The 19,258-nt window shown below is 38.8% G+C and carries 17 protein-coding genes and 1 pseudogene; 2 read left to right on the top strand and 16 right to left on the bottom strand.

Going from position 1 to position 19,258, the window contains the following annotated elements:
• Nucleotides 1-4: 4 nt before the first annotated feature.
• The 3 genes and pseudogenes from FI644_RS16810 to rpsU all read right to left on the bottom strand — a co-directional run bounded on the left by FI644_RS16810 (nucleotide 5) and on the right by rpsU (nucleotide 2,106).
• Nucleotides 5-1,311, bottom strand: a pseudogene (locus FI644_RS16810) (NfeD family protein).
• 161 nt (nucleotides 1,312-1,472) lie between these two features.
• Complete coding sequence (locus FI644_RS16805; RefSeq protein WP_053477063.1) at nucleotides 1,473-1,916, bottom strand: GatB/YqeY domain-containing protein; 444 nt, start codon at nucleotides 1,914-1,916, stop codon at nucleotides 1,473-1,475.
• A 16-nt stretch (nucleotides 1,917-1,932) separates the two neighbouring features.
• Nucleotides 1,933-2,106, bottom strand: a complete 174-nt coding sequence (gene rpsU / locus FI644_RS16800) for a 30S ribosomal protein S21 (RefSeq protein ID WP_009333009.1) — start codon at nucleotides 2,104-2,106, stop codon at nucleotides 1,933-1,935.
• A 232-nt stretch (nucleotides 2,107-2,338) separates the two neighbouring features.
• Here rpsU and FI644_RS16795 point away from each other — a divergent pair, with 232 nt between their 5' ends.
• Nucleotides 2,339-3,259 (top strand): Na/Pi symporter, encoded by a 921-nt coding sequence (locus FI644_RS16795; protein ID WP_053477064.1) that lies wholly within the window; start codon nucleotides 2,339-2,341, stop codon nucleotides 3,257-3,259.
• Between the two features lie 43 nt (nucleotides 3,260-3,302).
• On the opposite strand, the gene deoC is transcribed toward FI644_RS16795, so the two are convergent.
• The 13 genes from deoC to gpr form a co-directional block, all read right to left on the bottom strand.
• Nucleotides 3,303-3,974: a deoxyribose-phosphate aldolase gene (gene deoC, locus FI644_RS16790; protein ID WP_053477065.1), complete on the bottom strand. Its 672-nt coding sequence runs from the start codon at nucleotides 3,972-3,974 to the stop codon at nucleotides 3,303-3,305.
• 213 nt (nucleotides 3,975-4,187) lie between these two features.
• Nucleotides 4,188-5,540, bottom strand: a complete 1,353-nt coding sequence (mtaB, locus tag FI644_RS16785; RefSeq protein ID WP_053477066.1) for a tRNA (N(6)-L-threonylcarbamoyladenosine(37)-C(2))-methylthiotransferase MtaB — start codon at nucleotides 5,538-5,540, stop codon at nucleotides 4,188-4,190.
• A gap of 6 nt (nucleotides 5,541-5,546) precedes the next feature.
• Complete coding sequence (locus FI644_RS16780; RefSeq protein ID WP_053477067.1) at nucleotides 5,547-6,296, bottom strand: 16S rRNA (uracil(1498)-N(3))-methyltransferase; 750 nt, start codon at nucleotides 6,294-6,296, stop codon at nucleotides 5,547-5,549.
• Between the two features lie 72 nt (nucleotides 6,297-6,368).
• A complete protein-coding gene (gene prmA / locus FI644_RS16775) occupies nucleotides 6,369-7,307 on the bottom strand; it encodes a 50S ribosomal protein L11 methyltransferase (protein ID WP_053477592.1) in 939 nt (312 codons plus the stop codon).
• Nucleotides 7,308-7,328: 21 nt separating this feature from the next.
• Nucleotides 7,329-8,450: a molecular chaperone DnaJ gene (gene dnaJ / locus FI644_RS16770; protein WP_053477068.1), complete on the bottom strand. Its 1,122-nt coding sequence runs from the start codon at nucleotides 8,448-8,450 to the stop codon at nucleotides 7,329-7,331.
• 185 nt (nucleotides 8,451-8,635) lie between these two features.
• The gene (dnaK, locus tag FI644_RS16765) at nucleotides 8,636-10,468 is read right to left on the bottom strand and encodes a molecular chaperone DnaK (protein WP_053477069.1); all 1,833 of its coding nucleotides are present in this window, start codon (nucleotides 10,466-10,468) and stop codon (nucleotides 8,636-8,638) included.
• A gap of 26 nt (nucleotides 10,469-10,494) precedes the next feature.
• The gene (gene grpE, locus FI644_RS16760) at nucleotides 10,495-11,097 is read right to left on the bottom strand and encodes a nucleotide exchange factor GrpE (protein ID WP_142108640.1); all 603 of its coding nucleotides are present in this window, start codon (nucleotides 11,095-11,097) and stop codon (nucleotides 10,495-10,497) included.
• A gap of 110 nt (nucleotides 11,098-11,207) precedes the next feature.
• Nucleotides 11,208-12,239: a heat-inducible transcriptional repressor HrcA gene (gene hrcA / locus FI644_RS16755; RefSeq protein WP_053477071.1), complete on the bottom strand. Its 1,032-nt coding sequence runs from the start codon at nucleotides 12,237-12,239 to the stop codon at nucleotides 11,208-11,210.
• Between the two features lie 181 nt (nucleotides 12,240-12,420).
• Nucleotides 12,421-13,554: a radical SAM family heme chaperone HemW gene (gene hemW / locus FI644_RS16750; RefSeq protein ID WP_142108639.1), complete on the bottom strand. Its 1,134-nt coding sequence runs from the start codon at nucleotides 13,552-13,554 to the stop codon at nucleotides 12,421-12,423.
• A 220-nt stretch (nucleotides 13,555-13,774) separates the two neighbouring features.
• Nucleotides 13,775-15,610 (bottom strand): translation elongation factor 4, encoded by a 1,836-nt coding sequence (lepA, locus tag FI644_RS16745; protein ID WP_142108638.1) that lies wholly within the window; start codon nucleotides 15,608-15,610, stop codon nucleotides 13,775-13,777.
• Nucleotides 15,611-15,837: 227 nt separating this feature from the next.
• The gene (locus FI644_RS16740; protein WP_053477074.1) at nucleotides 15,838-16,182 is read right to left on the bottom strand and encodes a YqxA family protein; all 345 of its coding nucleotides are present in this window, start codon (nucleotides 16,180-16,182) and stop codon (nucleotides 15,838-15,840) included.
• 19 nt (nucleotides 16,183-16,201) lie between these two features.
• A complete protein-coding gene (gene spoIIP / locus FI644_RS16735) occupies nucleotides 16,202-17,401 on the bottom strand; it encodes a stage II sporulation protein P (RefSeq protein WP_142108637.1) in 1,200 nt (399 codons plus the stop codon).
• A 123-nt stretch (nucleotides 17,402-17,524) separates the two neighbouring features.
• A complete protein-coding gene (gene gpr / locus FI644_RS16730) occupies nucleotides 17,525-18,649 on the bottom strand; it encodes a GPR endopeptidase (RefSeq protein WP_142108636.1) in 1,125 nt (374 codons plus the stop codon).
• Between the two features lie 271 nt (nucleotides 18,650-18,920).
• On the opposite strand from gpr, the gene rpsT reads away from it, so the two are divergent.
• Nucleotides 18,921-19,187, top strand: coding sequence for a 30S ribosomal protein S20 (gene rpsT, locus FI644_RS16725; RefSeq protein ID WP_053477077.1), 267 nt, complete (start codon nucleotides 18,921-18,923; stop codon nucleotides 19,185-19,187).
• Nucleotides 19,188-19,258 lie beyond the last annotated feature (71 nt).

Here is a 19,258-nt window from a genome sequence, read left to right as displayed (position 1 = left end):
TTTTTTATTTGTCTATTTTTTGTATCTCTCTAACCACAATTCGCGAACCCTCAGCTTTTACCACTCGAACTCTCGCATCTTTCAAAATAAATGCACCTTCACTAACCGCATCAATTCGCTCATCCTCAATGACAATGGTTCCCGATGGTCTTAGTGCTGTTAAGGCATAGCCCTCCAAGCCAATCAGCTCAAGTCTGTTCTTATTGGATACATAGCCTTGTTCCGTTTTAGTGGAATCGGTTAATATTAGCTTCTTAAATATTTTCATTTTTTTACCAAACACCTTTATCATTAATATAGATGCTAGAATAGAAACACTAATTGCTATTAATATGGAGATTCCCATATGAACAATATTATCAGATGCTAAGAATAAACTTCCTAGTATCGCAGTTAAACCGAGTATCCCCGCAATTCCTCCGGGGAGGAAAAACTCTGCGATAATCAGTCCCTTCCAATGACAAACAAAATAATTGTCTCATAACCTGCCAGCCCGGCAACTAAGTGTCCATAGAAGAAGAGAAATAATGCAGATAACCCCATAAAGCCAGGAATACCAAATCCAGGTGAATATAATTCTAGGACAAGTCCTAAACTGCCGATTGAAAGTAAGATAGGGATGATCACAGGGTGTGTGATCAATCGTGCGATTTTTTCAGCAAAACTCTCTTCTAATGTCTGAATTTCCGCATCCGAATATTCAAGTTTCTCCAACAACTCTTCTAAATTATTCACTGTACCTTTTGAATAGCCTACTTTATACGCAGCTTCACTACCGAGCGTCAGCAGCTTCCCTTTTGGTGCGTTATAGTCGGGTAGGTGAATGGATTCATCTGCCATCGCAAGTGCATAAATCGGATCTCTTTTTGTTTGTTTTGCCGCCTCTTCCATTGCTGCAAACCAATAGGATTCAGCTTTCTTACCCGCTGTATTCCCTTCGCTGTTAATAATGGCAGCTGATCCCATTGTAGAGCCAGGAGTCATATATATATCATCTGTATTTAGCGAAATATAAGCACCTGCTGAAAGAGCCTGTTTATTAATAAAAGCAATCGTTTTCACTTTTGTCGATGATAATAATTTTCCGATCTTTCCAGCCGCATCAACAGCGCCGCCTGGTGTATCCACTTCAAAAATGATTGCAGAAGCATTTTCTTCCTCAGCCGTTTGCACAGCTCTGTTTAAAAAGGCATACATTCCTTTTTCGACTGTTTCTGTAATAGGAACTACATAAATTATTTCATTACTGGCATTACCTTTAAAAGGTACGAACATTAGAAAAAATGCAAAAAGAAAGGCAAAAATGGTCATGCTTCTTCTTTTTCTCAAACCTTCCCCTCCCTTCAAATAATTCCTTCTATTCTATACGTTTCCACTTGAAGAAAGGTTTCATTAAATGGTTCATTTTCTTTTTATTTCCAATGTTAAAAAGACCGAAAAGCAAATGCTCTCGGTCTTTTATACTTATTTTTTTATGAAAGGTGTTGTTGTACAAGTTTATTTACAAGTGCTCCATCTGCTTTACCTTTTACTTTCGGCATGATGGCAGCCATTACTTTACCCATATCAGCTTTTGATTTTGCTCCTGTTTCAGCAACCGTTTCTTGTACGATTTGTGAAACCTCATCTTCAGATAGCTGCTTAGGCATATATATTTCGACGAACTGAAGTTCAGTACGAATTTTTTCAACAAGATCTTCACGACCTGCTTTTTCAAATTCATGGAGGGAATCCTTGCGTTGCTTTACTTCGCGAGAAAGAACAGTAAGCTCCTGTTCTTCGTTTAAGTCTGATCCAAGCTTAATTGATTCATTTTGAATCGAAGCTTTGATCATCCGAATGACAGTTAGCTTATCTTTTTCTTTATTCCTCATCGCTTGTTTCATATCCTCATTTAGACGCTCGAGAAGACTCAATTACATACACCCTCTCTTACCACTTACGTTTTCTTGCAGCCTCAGACTTTTTCTTACGTTTAATACTAGGTTTTTCGTAGAATTCGCGCTTTCTAGCTTCTTGCAAAGTACCAGTTTTAGAAACTGAACGTTTGAAGCGACGAAGAGCATCTTCAAGCGATTCGTTTTTACGAACGACGGTTTTAGACATTCTCTTTCCCTCCCTCCGAGCACAACACACTAACACAACATGGTTTTCCATGTACTTTGCAATTATAATATAATAGCATGCCTGAGGTCAACTGTATTTAGCCTGTAATGGACTTGTTTTTACCTTGGAAATATTGAGATATCAGAAGTAAAAAGCAAAGGTTAACGAAATTTACTTAAATGGCATGTCCTCATCCCTATAGCCATAGATATATATCTAGGGGGGTGGATACTTGATCAAGCTATTATTTTTTATACTCTTAATCGGTTTATTCATATATGGGATGACGCTATTAAGGTCTGGTCTCATGAACCTTTCAGCAGAATCATTAAAGAAATGGCTCATTAAATTAACGAATGCTCCCTGGAAAGGTGTAATAATTGGCACTCTCATTACAGCTGTCTTACAAAGCAGCTCAGCTGTGATGATTATTACAATTGGATTTGTTTCAGCACGACTGCTAACTTTTCCACAATCAATCGGAATTATATTAGGAACAAATATTGGAACTACGTTTACAACCGAATTAATTACTTTTGATATAGAGGCTTATTTAATTCCACTGGCAATCACAGGCAGCATTCTTGTTTTATTGAAGAGGAAAAATCTTCGCAGCATTGGATTGGTTCTATTAGGCATATCCTGTGTGTTTGCCGCCATGAGGGGATTTGAGTATTTTGCGGGTACACTGAAAAATGTTGAGCAAATAAATCGTTTGCTGCTTGCATTAGATGAAAGTCATCTGTACGGCGTTTTGGCAGGCATCATCATTACAGCAATTATCCAATCAAGCACTGCAACAACTGGAATCATTATGGGCTTTCTAACGGCAGGGACGATGGATCTAGACACAGGGATCGCAATTATGCTCGGATCGAATATCGGTACTTGTGTGGATGCTTATCTCGCATCAATCGGTTCAGGGAAGGAGGCAAAGCTTGCTGCATATGCGCATATATGGCTAAATGTTTTAGGTGTAATAATTTTCTATCCATTTATTTATATGTTAACTGAGATTGGACTCCAGCTTGCAGGACAAGCAGATGTTCAGCTTGCTCATATAAGTGTCATTTTTAATGTTGTCTCATCATTGCTCGTTCTGCCGTTTGCCACTCAATTTGGGCGATTTATTATAAAGATTCATGATAAATAATAAGATAGTAAAAAGAAATGCCGGATATCCGGCATTTCTTTTTTTAGTAGTCTGAATCACTTGTTAGTCCGTTGACGATGGCTGCACCAGAGCTTGCCCCAATTCTTGTAGCGCCCGCTTTGATCATTTCTTGCGCATCTTCTGCACTTCTAACGCCACCCGATGCTTTAACACCAATTGTTGGTCCAACTGTTTTTCTCATAAGAGCAATATCTTCTGCTGTTGCTCCCCCAGTTGAAAAACCAGTAGATGTTTTTACAAAGTCAGCACCTGCTTTAACTGATAATTCGCATGCTCTAACCTTTTCATCTTCACTTAACAGACAAGTTTCAATAATTACTTTTGTAAGAGCTTTTCCCTTCGCTGCATCAACAACAGCTCGGATATCACTTTCCACTAACTCATCGTCTCCGCCCTTTAAAGCACCAATATTGATGACCATATCTACTTCTGTGGCCCCGTTTTCAATCGCATTTTTTGTTTCAAATGCTTTTGTCTCAGGTGTTGAAGCACCTAATGGGAAGCCAATAACCGTACAAACCTTTACGTCTGTACCATTTAAAAGTTCAGCTGATCGCTTTACCCAAGCAGGATTTACACATACTGAAGCAAAATTATATTCTTTTGCCTCTGCACATATTTTTTCAATTTGCTCTTTTGTTGCATCCGCTTTCAATAATGTATGATCGATCATTTTTGCGACATTAGTTGTCATTATTCTAAACTCCTTTCAAATAAACGAGTTGTCCGTACCTCTCACATCATATCATGCCTTCATAAAAATATCGAGTCGAATCTCGAATTTTTCTCCTCACACTGATAGCTTTTCCAAATTCATTAATCCCATTAAATCGAAATGCTTGTCGGGGCTAGGAGCCGCAACTAAACAAAAAGGAACTACCTACGTGGTAATTCCTTAATCTAGTATTTAAACTGCAGCTTCTTCCTGTTCTTCCAGCTGGTCAAGGATCCTTACAAATTCTCCTTCATTGTATGGGTAGCCCGCTTTTTTAATTTTCACCTTAACAATTTGGCCTACCATTTCCTCAGTTGCAGGGAAAACAACTTTTAGATAATTATCTGTATAGCCCACATATAGACCTGTTGTCGGTTCATCCTTATATTCTTCCTCAGGAATAACTTCAAGTACTTCGCCATCAAATTGAGAAGCGTATTCCTTTGCGAGCTGATCAGATAAAGAAATTAGACGGTGAACCCGATCATTTTTTACTTCTTCATCTACTTGGTCTTCCATTCTCGCTGCTGGCGTACCTGTACGTTTAGAATATGGGAAAACATGCAGTTCAGAGAATTTATGCTCTTTAATAAAATGATATGTTTCCATAAATTCTTCTTCTGTTTCTCCAGGAAAACCTACAATCACATCAGAAGTTATAGCTAAACCTGGAAGCACTTCTTTCAAACGCTCCAAACGTTCGCCGAAAAATTCCATCGTATATTTACGGCGCATTCTTTTTAATACTGTATTAGAACCAGATTGAATTGGAATATGAAGATGTCTAACAATCATTGTTGATTCCTTGATTGCTTCAATCACTTCATCTGTAATTTGACTTGCTTCAATCGAAGAAATACGGATTCGCTTTAATCCCTTTACTTGTGCTTCCATATCACGAAGCAGCATGGCAAGATTATAATCCTTCATGTCTTCCCCATATCCGCCAGTATGAATACCTGTTAGCACGATTTCTTTATATCCTGCATCAACTAGCTGCTGCGCTTGACGGATAACCTCTTTCGGATCTCTAGATCTCATTAGCCCGCGCGCCCATGGAATAATACAAAATGTACAGAAATTGTTGCATCCCTCTTGGATTTTTAAAGATGCACGTGTCCGGTCCGTAAATGCCGGGACATCAAGCTCTTCGTAAACACGGTTTTTCATAATATTGCCAACTCCGTTAATTGGCTGGCGTTCTTCTTTATATTGTTTAATATAATCAAGCATCTTCACGCGGTCTTGTGTTCCAACTACAATATCCACTCCAGGGATAGCCATAATCTCTGCAGGTGAGGTTTGAGCATAGCAGCCTGTTACACAAATAACGGCATCTGGATTTTTTCTTATAGCCCTGCGAATTACCTGGCGGCTTTTTTTATCGCCAGTATTTGTAACGGTGCAAGTGTTGATGATATAAACATCTGACATTGATTCAAAATCAACCCGGTCATAGCCTTCTTCTTTAAAAAGCTGCCAAATCGCTTCTGTTTCGTAATGGTTTACCTTACAACCAAGTGTATGAAATGCAACTGTAGGCATATAAATTCACTCCATTAATTCAAAATGATAGGAAACAGCTGAAAGTGCATATAGTGGAGCTGTTTCAGTTCTTAAAATCCTTGGACCAAGTCCACAAGAACGGAAGCCGTGTTCCCTTAAGCTAGAAACTTCTTGCTCAGTTAAACCACCTTCAGGTCCGAAAACAAACAATAATGTTTGGCCTTTTTCCATTTCAGCCAATATTTTTGAAAGGACAGAAGCCTCTCCTTGTTTCGCTTCTTCTTCAAAAGCTATTAATTTATAGTCAAAGTCCTCACTTATTTTTATTAAGGATTTTATATTTATAGGACTTTTTACCTTTGGAAGAATTGTTCGATGGGATTGTTCGGCTGCTTCTTTCGCAATCTTTTGCCACCGTTCCAACTTTTTTTCAGCCTTTTTCTCATCCCATTTTACAACTGAGCGCGCTGAAATAAAAGGGATAAACTGAAAAGCGCCAAGCTCGGTCCCTTTTTGAATAATCCATTCGAGCTTATCCCCTTTAGGCAGTCCACTCACAATTGTTACTTCAATTGGAAGTTCTGATGTCCCACTGATCCATTGTACAACTTCTGTTATTACTTGTTCATCGGTAATTTCTGCAATTGCACAGACAGCGCTTTTATTTAAAGGAGTCACACAAATAATCTGATCCCCTTCCTTCATCCGCATCACCCGAGCAATATGATGATAGTCATCACCTGCAATGGTAAAACGGGTTTCATCAGCAGATTGATTGACAAAATAACGCTGCATTCCGGCACCTTCCTTCATTTAGATAAATAACGTATAAAAAGGAGGACAATATCAAGTCCCCCTTTTTTACTATTACTTTCTTCTTCCGATGATTGCTACCCAATCCTCCATTTGCAGTGTTTCTGCAATTTCAAAACCCGCTTCAATCATTGCTTCCTTTACTTCTTGTTTTTTCGGTTGAATGATTCCAGAAGCGATGAAATAGCCATCTTGTTTAACAACGGAAGAGACATCATTAGTAAAGCGGAGAATAACCTCAGCCAAAATATTGGCTACAACAATATCAGCACCAGGCTCTACCCCATCAAGCAAATTATTTTGCTTCACATCTACTACATGATGGACTTTGTTCAATTCGATATTCAGCTTTGCTGAGTTTACAGCCACTTCATCAAGATCAAGCGCAGTTACTTTATCAGCACTAAGCATTGCTGCAGCAATACTTAATACGCCTGAACCAGTACCAACATCGACGACCTTATCTCCTGCTTTGACCGTTCGTTCTAATGCTTGGATACACATCACTGTTGTTGGATGTGTTCCAGTTCCGAACGCCATGCCAGGGTCAAGTTCAATAATTAGTTCATCGCTTGATACAGGTGTATAATCTTCCCAAGTCGGAACAATTGTAAACCGTTCAGAAATTTTCACTGGATGATAATATTTCTTCCACGCTGTTGCCCATTCTTCTTCATTTACTTCACTAATGCTAACATCATTTTTTCCAATATCAATATTATATAAAACGAGATTATTAATCGCTTCTTTTATTTCTTCTACATTCTCAGCGAGAAAACTATTTTCAGGTAAATAGGCTTTCACGATTACTCCTTCTTCAGGATAGTCGTCTGGATTAAGCTGGTAGATTTCGCCGAACTGATCTCTTCTCTCTTTAATAAGCTCGAATGGATCCTCAATAACAACACCACTTGCTCCGGCCTCATGTAAAATATTCGAAATCGGCTCCACTGCCTCATTTGTTGTATGAATACTGATTTCTGACCATTTCACTTCTACCAACTCCATTTCCCTTTATTCACCCTTAAATGCTCGTTTCACCTTCGCAAAAAAGCTTTCTTCCTGCTCTCCCTGCGGAACCTGTCCACTAACCTCTGCAAAATCATGAAGCAGCTGCTTTTGTTTTTCTGTCAGCTTCGTAGGCGTAATCACACGGACAATAATATGCTGATCTCCCTTGCCATAGCCTCTTACATTTTGTATTCCTTTATCCTTTAGGCGGAACTTTGTTCCTGTTTGCGTACCAGCTGGTACCTTAAGCTTCACTTTTCCATAAAGAGTCGGTACTTCCACTTCATCTCCTAATGCCGCTTGAACAAATGTTATCGGCATTTCACAGTAAACATCATCGCCATCACGCTCAAAGAACTCATGTGAACGAACATGGAACACAACATATAAATCGCCTGAAGGTCCGCCATTTATACCAGGTTCACCTTGTCCAGATACTCTCAGCTGCTGACCATCGTCAATCCCAGCTGGAATTTTAACCTGAATCTTTTTGCGTTTTTTCACCTTGCCTGCTCCGCCACATGTCGAGCACTTATGTTTAATTTGTTTCCCTGTTCCACTACAGTGGTGACACACGCGGCGATTGACAATTTTTCCAAATGGTGTGTTTTGTTCTACATTTAGCTGTCCTGACCCATGGCAATGTCCGCATGTTTCAGGTTTTGTTCCTGGTTTTGCCCCTGATCCGTTACATGTTTCACATGTTTCTTCACGAGGAATTTCAATCTCTGTCTCTTTCCCAAATACAGCATCCTCAAATGAGAGAGTCATTGTATATTGCAAGTCAGCCCCTTGTCGAGGTGCATTAGGGTCACGACGTCTGGAACCGCCGCCGCCAAAGAATGAACTGAAAATATCTTCAAAGCCGCCGAAGCCTTCAAATCCGCCGCCGCCAAAGCCTTGATTCGGATCTGTATGGCCAAACTGATCGTAATGAGCCTTTTTCTGATCATCACTTAACACTTCGTAGGCTTCTTTTACTTCTTTAAACTTTTCATCTGCATCCGGTTCTTTATTAATATCCGGATGATATTTTTTGGATAGCTTTCGATAAGCCTTTTTTATTTCATCCTTGGATGCGCTTTTGCTGACACCAAGGACTTCATAGTAATCCCTTTTGTCCATGAGATTTACACTCCCCGAATCATTTCACATAAAGATTATTTTATCATTGTCTGTTTTAATTGTGCAACTATAGAATGTTACTGCCCTATGATTTCCAAACTGAATACTCGCTTTAGCATCGACCAAAAATAAAAGCCAAAGCCAAGATATCCTGACTTTGACTTTTAAAGAATAAAGGTCTTAACTTATTTATCGTCGTTAACCTCTTCGAATTCTGCGTCAACTACATTGTCATCATTGCTTTTTCCTGCTTGACCTTCTGCTCCTTGTGCTGCCTGAGCCTGCTGTGCCGCTTGTTCATATAGCTTCATTGTCAAAGCTTGAACGATTTCTTGTAAAGCATCTTTCTTCGCTTTAATTTCTTCTAACTCATTCTTTTCAATCGCTGCTTTTAAAGCATCCTTCGCTTCGTTTGCTTTTGCGACTTCCGCTTCATCCACTTTTCCTTCAAGATCCTTCAATGTCTTTTCAGTCGTGAATACAAGCTGATCTGCTTCATTGCGAAGCTCTACTTCTTCCTTGCGCTTCTTATCAGCTTCCGCATTTTCTTCTGCTTCTCTTACCATTTTATCGATTTCTTCATCCGATAAGCCAGTTGAAGATTTAATTGTAATGGTTTGCTCTTTATTTGTTCCTAGATCTTTCGCACGTACATTTACAATTCCGTTTTTATCGATATCAAAAGAAACCTCAATTTGCGGAATACCTCGTGGTGCTGGAGGAATATCACCAAGCTGGAAGCGACCTAATGTCTTGTTGTCGGCAGCCATTGGACGTTCGCCTTGCAACACGTGAATATCAACAGCTGATTGATTATCAGCAGCAGTTGAGAACACTTGTGATTTTGATGTTGGAATGGTTGTATTACGATCGATTAGTTTCGTGAATACTCCACCCATTGTTTCGATACCAAGTGAAAGCGGTGTTACATCTAGTAGAACAACATCTTTCACATCGCCAGTGATTACTCCACCTTGAATAGCTGCACCCATTGCAACTACTTCATCAGGGTTAACCCCTTTATGAGGCTCTTTTCCTGTTGCTTTTTTGATTGCTTCTTGAACAGCAGGAATACGAGTAGATCCACCAACAAGAATCACTCGATCAATTTCAGAAGCTGATAGGCCAGCATCGCTTAATGCTTGACGAGTTGGTCCCATTGTACGTTCCACCAGATGGGAAGAAAGCTCATCAAATTTTGCTCTTGATAAAGAAACTTCAAGATGCAGCGGTCCTGCTTCACCAGCTGTAATAAACGGCAAGGAAATTTGCGTTGTTGTTACACCAGAAAGATCTTTTTTCGCCTTTTCAGCTGCATCTTTCAATCTTTGTACAGCCATCTTGTCTTTAGAAAGATCAATGCCATTTTCCTTTTTAAATTGTTCAACTAAATAATCGATGATTACTTGGTCAAAGTCGTCTCCACCAAGGCGGTTATCACCTGCAGTAGATTTTACTTCAAACACTCCATCCCCTAATTCAAGAATGGAAACGTCAAACGTTCCGCCACCAAGGTCATATACAAGAATCGTTTGGTCTTCATCCGTTTTATCCATACCATATGCTAATGCAGCAGCTGTTGGTTCATTAATGATACGTTCTACTTCAAGTCCAGCAATTTTACCTGCATCCTTTGTTGCTTGACGTTCTGCATCGTTAAAGTAAGCTGGAACTGTAATAACTGCTTTTTCCACTTTTTCACCAAGATATTCCTCAGCATATGATTTTAAATACTGAAGAATGATGGCAGAAACTTCTTGTGGCGAATACTCTTTTCCTTCAACTTCTACCTTGTAGTCTGTTCCCATGTGACGTTTAACAGACATAATTGTATTTGGATTGGTAATCGATTGACGTTTAGCAACTTCCCCAACTTGGCGTTCACCATTTTTAAATGCTACAACTGAAGGAGTTGTACGATTGCCTTCTGGATTAGGAATTACTTTTGCTTCTCCGCCCTCTAATACAGAGACACATGAGTTTGTTGTACCTAAATCAATACCGATGATTTTGCTCATATTAGTTACCTCCCGCGAATATGTAATTACTGATTTACTTTTACCATGCTTGGACGAATGACTCTGTCCTTCAGGATATATCCTTTTTGAAACTCTTCTACAACATGATTAGAATCAAAGCCTTCTTCGCTCACTTGCATGACTGCTTGGTGAATATGCGGATCGAATTCTTTCCCTACAGCTTCAATTGGTTCAGCACCTTCATTTTTTAAAGCCTCAAGCAAACTGCGGTAAACCATTTCCATTCCTTGTAAAATAGATTTAGCTTGTTCCTCATCAGCTTCCATTTGAAGAGCTCTCTCAAAATTGTCTATTGCTGGCAATAGATTGATGATTAAACTTTGTGCTCTATATTTTTCAGACGCTTCAAGATCCAATCGTGCACGGCGTCTGCTATTTTCAAAATCAGCCTGAAGACGATAATAGCGATTTTCCGCCTCTTCTAGCTTTGCTTCTAATTCTGCTGTTTTTTCTTGCGCTGCCTTTAACTGGTCCTCAATTAAAATTTCTTCATTGACTTCAGGTGAAGCAGTTTTTGTTTCAACAGCTTCAGCAGTATTTTCATTCGTTTCTACCGCTTCTGTTTCTTCAGTTGCCTCTTCATTTAGAATATCTTTTTCCTCTGCCAACTTGTTCACCTCCCCTAAAGTAATTACAGTTGATTATTTTACTATTTTCAGCCGCAAAAAAACATAAGCAAGGGATGGGAATTTTCCACCCATCACTGCTATTTACATGGCTAATTGCCTTGATACAGCTTAGTCAGAACAGCTGTTAAATCACGGCTTATATAGTCCAGTAAACTAATTACTCGTGAATATTCCATTCTTGTAGGTCCTAATATAGAAATGGATCCGAGCCGCTCTGTTCCAATTGAGTAAGTAGCAGTAATCAAACTGCAATTTTCCATTGCCGTATTGTTATTCTCTCGACCAATTTTTATGTTGATGCCAGATTGATTTTTACGAATTAGCTCATATATACTGTCTTCCTGTTCAATCATCGTCAGAAGGCTTTTAATCTTCTCAAAATCATGAAATTCTGGCTGACTTAACATATTGGTTTTTCCGCCAAAAAATAATTTTTCATGGGACGGGATAAGCAGTGTATCAGCAATAGAATGCAGAATAAAATCATAATTATTTATATGCTGCCTTAACAAAAGGGCAACTTCTTTATAAATTTTATCATTTAAACTTTCAATGGACGAGCCTGCTAAACGGTCATTTAAAATATTTGCTAATTTCTCTAGCTCCCCTAAATCCATCGTTTCTGGCAATTGGAACATACGATTCTGCACATGACCTGAATCAGTCACAATGATTGCCACTGCCGTTTGTTTATTAATAGGAACGATTTGAATTTTCTTCAATTTATTTTCCCTAACTGCAGGTCCTAACGCAATCGCTGTGTAGTTCGTTAATTCAGAAAGGATTCTGGCTGAATTTTGGACGATTTTCTCCAGTTCGTAAATTCTCTCTGCAAAGATCGATTTCACTTTATAAACGTCTTGCTGGTCAAGCTTTTGCGGTGCCAGCAAATGGTCTACATAGTATCGATAGCCCTTGTCTGATGGAATTCTTCCTGAAGATGTGTGTGTCTTTTCAATAAAGCCTAGCTCCTCTAAATCAGACATTTCATTTCGTATCGTTGCAGAACTAAAAGAAATCTCTTCTTTTTTCGACAAGCTTCTAGATCCAACTGGCTGTGCCGATTGAATAAAGTCATCAATAATAACCTGAAGTATCAATAATTGCCTATCGGTCAACACGGTTATCACCTCTGTTAGCACTCATTAATAGCGAGTGCTAATTCTAATAATAAATTATCAAATGACAGGGGCTGTGTCAATTTATTTAACTTGATTTTCGGGTATAATGTCCAATTTCCTTAAAGAGTTTTTTTATAAGCGATTAAAGAATCATGCCGAATTCTGTCGTTATATCAGCAATCTATTTTAGGAATGACTGAAAAACCTCATTTCCTAAGAAACGCCCCTGCTTCGTCAAACAGATCTGATCGTCAGTTACTTGAATTAAATCACGAAAAGTTAGTGCTTTCAGTTCATTTTTATACAAAGCAACTGGGTTTTCCTCAAATTTTTCAATAAATCGAGTAATGGAAACACCAGCTGTTTTACGAAGCCCAAGGAACATTTCCTCTTCCATTTGCTCCACTTTTGTTACTTGGTGCCTGTCTAGAATCGGCAATCTGCGCTCATTTACCGAGTCCATATATTTTTTCAATGGACCATGATTAGAGATTCGGCTGCCATTGACGTAGCCGTGTGCACCTGCACCAAATCCATAGTACCATTCATTATTCCAATACGTTAAATTATGTCTGCTCTCATATCCAGGTTTTGAGAAATTACTGATTTCATATTGTTTAAATCCACACTTCTCCATTTCTTCCATCAATACTTCAAACATTTCAGCCTCCACGTCCTCGCCAGGAGATAGAAGCTTGCCTTTGCGCATTAAATTATAAAAAACGGTCTTCGGTTCAATAATTAAGGAATAGCCTGAGTAATGCTGAATATCTAAGCTAAAAGCTGTAGCTAATGTTTCTTTAAAATCAGCAAGGGTTTGACTAGGCAAGCTATAAATAAGATCAATGCTAATGTTTTCAAATCCAGTTTTTTTCGCCAGGTCGATTGATTGAAAAACATCTTTGGCACGATGAACTCTTCCAATCCGCTTTAAGAGCTCTTCATTAAAAGTCTGAACCCCAAAGCTAATCCTATTCACTCCGGCATGATAAAGGGTCCGCAGTTTTTCTTCTGACAGATCACCAGGATTCGCCTCGAAAGTAAATTCCGTTTCATTGGTATAAGGGAGATGGGCCTTAATGATTTGGCATAGTTTTTCAAGTTGCTGCTCATTTAATGCCGTCGGCGTGCCCCCGCCAATGAAAATGGTATCTAAATGCTCTGTTGGTGTTTCTTTTAGTGTCATTATGATTTCTTCTGCTAGTGAATCAAGATACTCATCGACAGGCTGTCCTTTTAAAAATACTTTATTAAAATCACAATAGTGGCAAATATGCTCACAGAAGGGAATATGAATGTATGCTGCTTTAATCATTTCTTCACTACCTTTAAGGTTCTATTAAATATAATAGTTGGTGCATATATCGCCTGTGATACACCCGCTCATTACGTTATTCATTCGAATAAACCCCATTCGCGTGTATATCACAGGTTGTTTATCAACAACAAATATTCACTTGGTTTTTCAATAAAAAAGAGGCTGGTCTGCTTTATTTAAAAAGCATATCCAACCTCCCCTTCCAATGCAATTATCTTTACTTTTTCGAACCGTTGTCGTCCATTTTTAGGACGGCCATAAAGGCTTCCTGTGGAACTTCAACAGATCCGACTTGCTTCAACCGTTTTTTCCCTTCCTTTTGCTTTTCTAAAAGCTTTCTTTTCCGGGAAATGTCACCGCCATAACATTTAGCAAGTACGTTTTTGCCCATCGATTTGATGGTTGAACGGGCAACAATTTTTTGACCGATTGCTGCTTGAACCGGAACCTCGAATTGCTGACGCGGAATGAGCTCTTTCAATTTATCAACAATAATTTTTCCACGCTCATAGGAAAAATCCTTATGCACAATAAAGCTTAACGCGTCCACTTTTTCAGAATTTAATAGAATGTCCATCTTTACGAGCTTGGATGGCTTATAGCCAATTAACTCATAATCAAAAGATGCGTATCCTTTTGTATTTGATTTCAGCTGGTCAAAGAAATCATAGACAATTTCAGATAGTGGAATTTCATAGATAATATTTACACGTGTTTCATCCATATATTGCATATCGATAAAGATTCCCCGTTTTGCCTGGCAAAGCTCCATAATCGCACCAACATAGTCATTTGGAGCCATCATTGTCGCTTTTACATATGGCTCTTCTACCCGGTCAATCTTTTGTGGATCCGGCATATTTGAAGGATTATCTACTTTTAATTGTGAGCCATCAGTCAAAATGACGTCATATATAACACTTGGAGCTGTCGTAATTAAATCAATTTTAAATTCACGTTCAATCCGCTCTTGAATAATCTCCATATGAAGCAATCCAAGGAATCCACAGCGAAAGCCAAAGCCTAAAGCTTGAGAAGTTTCTGGCTCGAACTGCAAGGCTGAGTCATTTAATTCTAACTTTTCAAGTGCATCACGCAAATCATTGAACTTGGCACTGTCAATTGGATAAAGTCCACAAAATACCATTGGGTTTAATTTACGGTAACCAGGCAAGGCTTCTGTTGCACCGTTCTTTGCACTTGTAATCGTATCACCTACACGCGTATCACCGACATTCTTAATGGCTGCTGTTAGGAAACCAACATCACCAACTGTTAGTTCATCTTGCGCTTGTGCTTTCGGTGAGAATACGCCGACCTCAACTACTTCAAATTCTTTCCCCGTTGCCATCATTCTTATTTTGTCTCCGGCCTTAACCGTTCCTTCAACTACTCGAATATAGGCAACTACTCCTCGATAGGCATCAAAGAGGGAGTCAAAGATGAGCGCTTTTAATGGCGCATCAGGATCACCAGTTGGAGCAGGCACTTTTTCTACCACTTGTTCTAAAATTTCCTCAATTCCGATTCCAGCCTTTGCAGAAGCAAGAACTGCTTCAGAAGCATCGAGTCCGATTACTTCTTCAATTTCATTTCTTACTCGTTCAGGATCTGCACTTGGAAGATCAATTTTATTAATGATTGGAAGAATTTCCAAATCATTATCAAGTGCTAAATAAACATTGGCAAGCGTTTGCGCTTCAATCCCTTGTGCCGCGTCCACTACTAGGATCGCCCCTTCACAGGCAGCTAAGCTGCGGGAAACCTCATAGGTAAAGTCGACATGTCCAGGTGTATCAATCAAATGGAAAATATACGTTTCTCCATCTTTTGCTTTATATTTTAATTGAACGGAATTTAATTTAATCGTAATTCCGCGTTCTCTCTCTAAATCCATTGAATCTAATAGCTGATCCTTCATTTCACGTGAAGACAATGCATTCGTTTTTTCAAGAATGCGGTCAGCTAAAGTTGATTTCCCATGATCAATATGAGCAATGATGGAAAAATTCCGTATTTTTGCTTGTCTCTTTAATCTTTCTTCTCTGTTCATTGTTTTTCTTTTCACTCCTACTAAGAAAAGCACCAGGTTCATCTCACAATACCTGGGGCTAGACATCCGTCTAACTTCAAAAAAGCTATTCTTTTACATTTTATCGAACATGCACTATTTTTTGATTATAGCAGTACGTTTATGAAGATTCAATGCTAAACAGTAAGAGAAGTTTTGCGATAATTTTGTGTAACCAAAAGAAAAACGACTGCTCGAAAATGCAGCCGCTACTCTCCATTTATTAAATTGGTTATATGGTGAATTGTTTTTTCCGTTGCCTCTGATATCCCATCCGAAAGTGATTTGCCTAAGGATGAAAAGAAATTATAAGCTTTCATTTCCTCAAGCTTCTCTTTTTTCCGCTGCAAGTCATGGCTGGAAATATCATTCCCAAGGATAGAAGCTTGGAGCTCCCCTCCTTCATTTTCATTTACGGCAAAGGGATCCTTGAAATTTACATCATCATAGCCTTTCATATTGTGGATGCCTTCATTTGCAAGCTGCATGCCAAATAACACTGCAATAAACATGAGTGAGATAAGGAAAAAGGTTTTCACCATAAACCACTTCATAACAAATCACCTATCAATTTTATTTTTTATCTGTTTGTCCTTGTACCGGCTGATTGACCTTTTCCGCCTGCCAATAGAAATCACTGAAGACATCTGCTAACGCTCCTGCAGAAAGGTATAGCTCTTCAAAGGTATTGTCCACTCCGCCGAATTCGATGAGCATGGCGTTTTCGGATAGATCTTGATTATATTTGGCATTTCCTTCAGACTTTACAATTACAGCTCTGCTTAACCCTGGATATTTTTCGTTAATCAGCTTATGCAATTTCTCAGCAAGTTGCAGGTTTTTTTCATAATTCGTGTGTTTCTTTCCTATGACAAATGCGAGTTTAGCATAATTTTTCCCATTAATTGTGAGAGTTGTATGTTCTTTTCTTTTTGCATCTCGATGGATATCAATAATATATTGTATATCCTTGTTCCCAGCCATTGCCTCCTGAACAATAGGTCTAGATTCGCGATAAGAGGCACCGTATCCAAGTTCCTTTTTATTTAAGATGGCATTAATATCCGTTTTATCAACAGACGTACCAATCCCGCGACTTTCAAGTTCTTCCTTCAGTTTATCCCCAATTTTTGTCACATTTAATTGGGAATGGTACGCTCTATTTGGATCTGTCTCTCCTTTTAAATACGGTAAATAGGATTCACGATTATGCGAAAAGTAAAGATGAACGACTTTTCTTTCTCCTGTTGTTAACCCAGAATCAGGAACTTGATTTCCTTCACCCGGCTGATCAATATTTTCCGTATTCTGCAAGGTCGCTTCTTGCTCTGCCCTCAACACCTCAAGAGGAGGGGTAGATTCCATTGGCATATTCGTATAGTCGGTCCCTTCACTTGCTACAACAATCTTACTATCATATAAAGAAAAAGACGGCAGCTCTCTTCCTAATAAACTTCGTGGATCATCTAAATTAATATTTGTTGATAGCTTAAAAACAAAGTTCATTAAAGTCGGCTTGTCTTTCTCTTTCCCTAATCCTTGCAATAGATGGTGATTCTCCCAGCCAAGCAAGTGATAGAGCATTTCTCCTGTCACTTTATTCGTTGCCGTATTTACAGACGAAGAACTGATTCGAAATTCAGGCTTTAACGACGTAAGTACACCACTAATTGAAAAGATTAATAATAGAAATAGGAGAAAACCTCCACAGATTTTTAACAAGCTTGTCCCTTGTACAAAAACAATAAACCCATTGGGTTTCAAAGGTTTCATCGTTCCACCTCTCTTTAAGCAAGTCTAGTAATTCATATGACATTGCTAGAGAAGATAGAACTCAAAACATTAATATAGTTATTTTTTCACAACAGGGGACAAGGGACCTGTCCCTTTGTCTCATTATCTTGTATAAAAACCTGCATTTTCCTGTTTTACGTTGCTGTGCAGCGCTGCATTTAGTCCATTGGCAATTAGATTTGCCATGTCTTCTATAAACACATCTACTTCTTTTGGCGTTACCATTAGGTTATGCCCAATCGGAGAAAGCACTTCATAAATTAATTTCCGCTTTTCATCTTCAGGAAGTGTTCCGATCATGCCTAAAAATGTCTTTCGTTGTTCTTCCTCCGGCAAATCTTCCTCTGTAAGTTTTTTTCTTTTTCCGAAGGTCATACCAGCAGGAGCCAATGCTCTTGAAGGTTTGTCCCCTTCTTTCAATTCCTTCCCAAAATGCTTCAAAATAAAATCTATCGTATCGCTAGTAATAGAAACTGCATCTACCACAGTTGGCACACCGATTGCTACAACTGGAATTCCTAATGTTTCCTTGCTTATTTCTTTTCGTTTATTTCCAACTCCTGAACCCGGATGAATTCCTGTATCAGAAATTTGGATTGTTGAGTTCACACGCTCAATGGATCTTGATGCCAATGCATCGATCGCAATGACAAAATCTGGCTTCGTCTTTTCAACAATGCCAAAAATGATATCACTCGTTTCAATACCAGTTAACCCCATAACTCCAGGAGCAATCGCACTAACTGGGCGATACCCTTCCTCCACACTTTCTGGCTGCAGCTGGTACAGATGACGGGTGACGAGCAAGTTTTCACAAACCTGTGGTCCTAGAGCGTCGGGAGTCACATTCCAATTCCCTAAGCCAACAACTAAACATGACGCATCGTCCTTTATTCCAAGCTGCTTTAAAAACCGAGAAAATTCCTCAGCAAATATCTTTGCTACCTTTTGCTGCATAACCGTATCCTGCTGACGAATTCCTACAGCCTCCAAGGTTAAATATCTTCCCTCTTTTTTCCCAATCGCTGATGCGCCTTCCTTTGTTACCTCGACAAAGGAAATCTTTATCTCTTCCTCTTCTTTTTCTTTAATAATAACTCCTTCAATTTGTGAAATATCTTCCTGATCATGTACATGCTTTTGCTGATCTGCGATGGCCATTTCCCGTGCTTCAATTGCAAGATCAGTTCTAATAGCATATTTGCTCAAATCCAATTGTTCCAAGATGTTCCCCTCGCATTCTTCTCTTTAGTCGTCAAATGACATGACTTTCTTCTATCTTTTCCTTCTAAATGGAAAAACATTCATTTAATGGCAGGCAATCCTTTCACTTCTTTTCCCTCATTCAAAGTTTTCAACTTATCAAAATAGACGAAGAGTATTGCAAAAGAACGGAGTGTTTGATAAAATATCACTTGTTCTTAATATTTGATTGTTAATGAATGATGTGAAAGTCGAGTTAATATAATCTCGATGCTTTTTGTAGGAGGTGAATGGAATGCCAAACATTAAATCTGCTATTAAGCGTGTGAAAACAAGTGAAGCGCGTAACGCTCATAACGCAACTGTTAAATCTTCTATGCGTACAGCTGTTAAAAAGGTTGAAGCTGCAATCGTTACTAACGATGCTGCTGCTGCAAAGAATACTTTTGCTGAAGCTGCTCGTAAGCTAGATAAAGCTGCTGCAAAAGGTCTAATCCACAAAAATGCTGCTGCTCGTAAAAAATCTCGTTTAACAAAAAAAATGAACGCTTTAAACGCATAAGTTTAAAGAATAACGGCTATCTTTAATAGATAGCCTTTTATTTTACAAAAAAGCAGCCTAAGATTTAACTT

Origin of the sequence: Cytobacillus solani, assembly GCF_006704205.1 — a bacterium.
GTDB classification, from domain to species: domain Bacteria; phylum Bacillota; class Bacilli; order Bacillales; family Cytobacillaceae; genus Cytobacillus; species Cytobacillus solani.
Note: the sequence above shows the minus strand (reverse complement) of the source record. Positions and strands in the feature narration are given on the sequence as shown.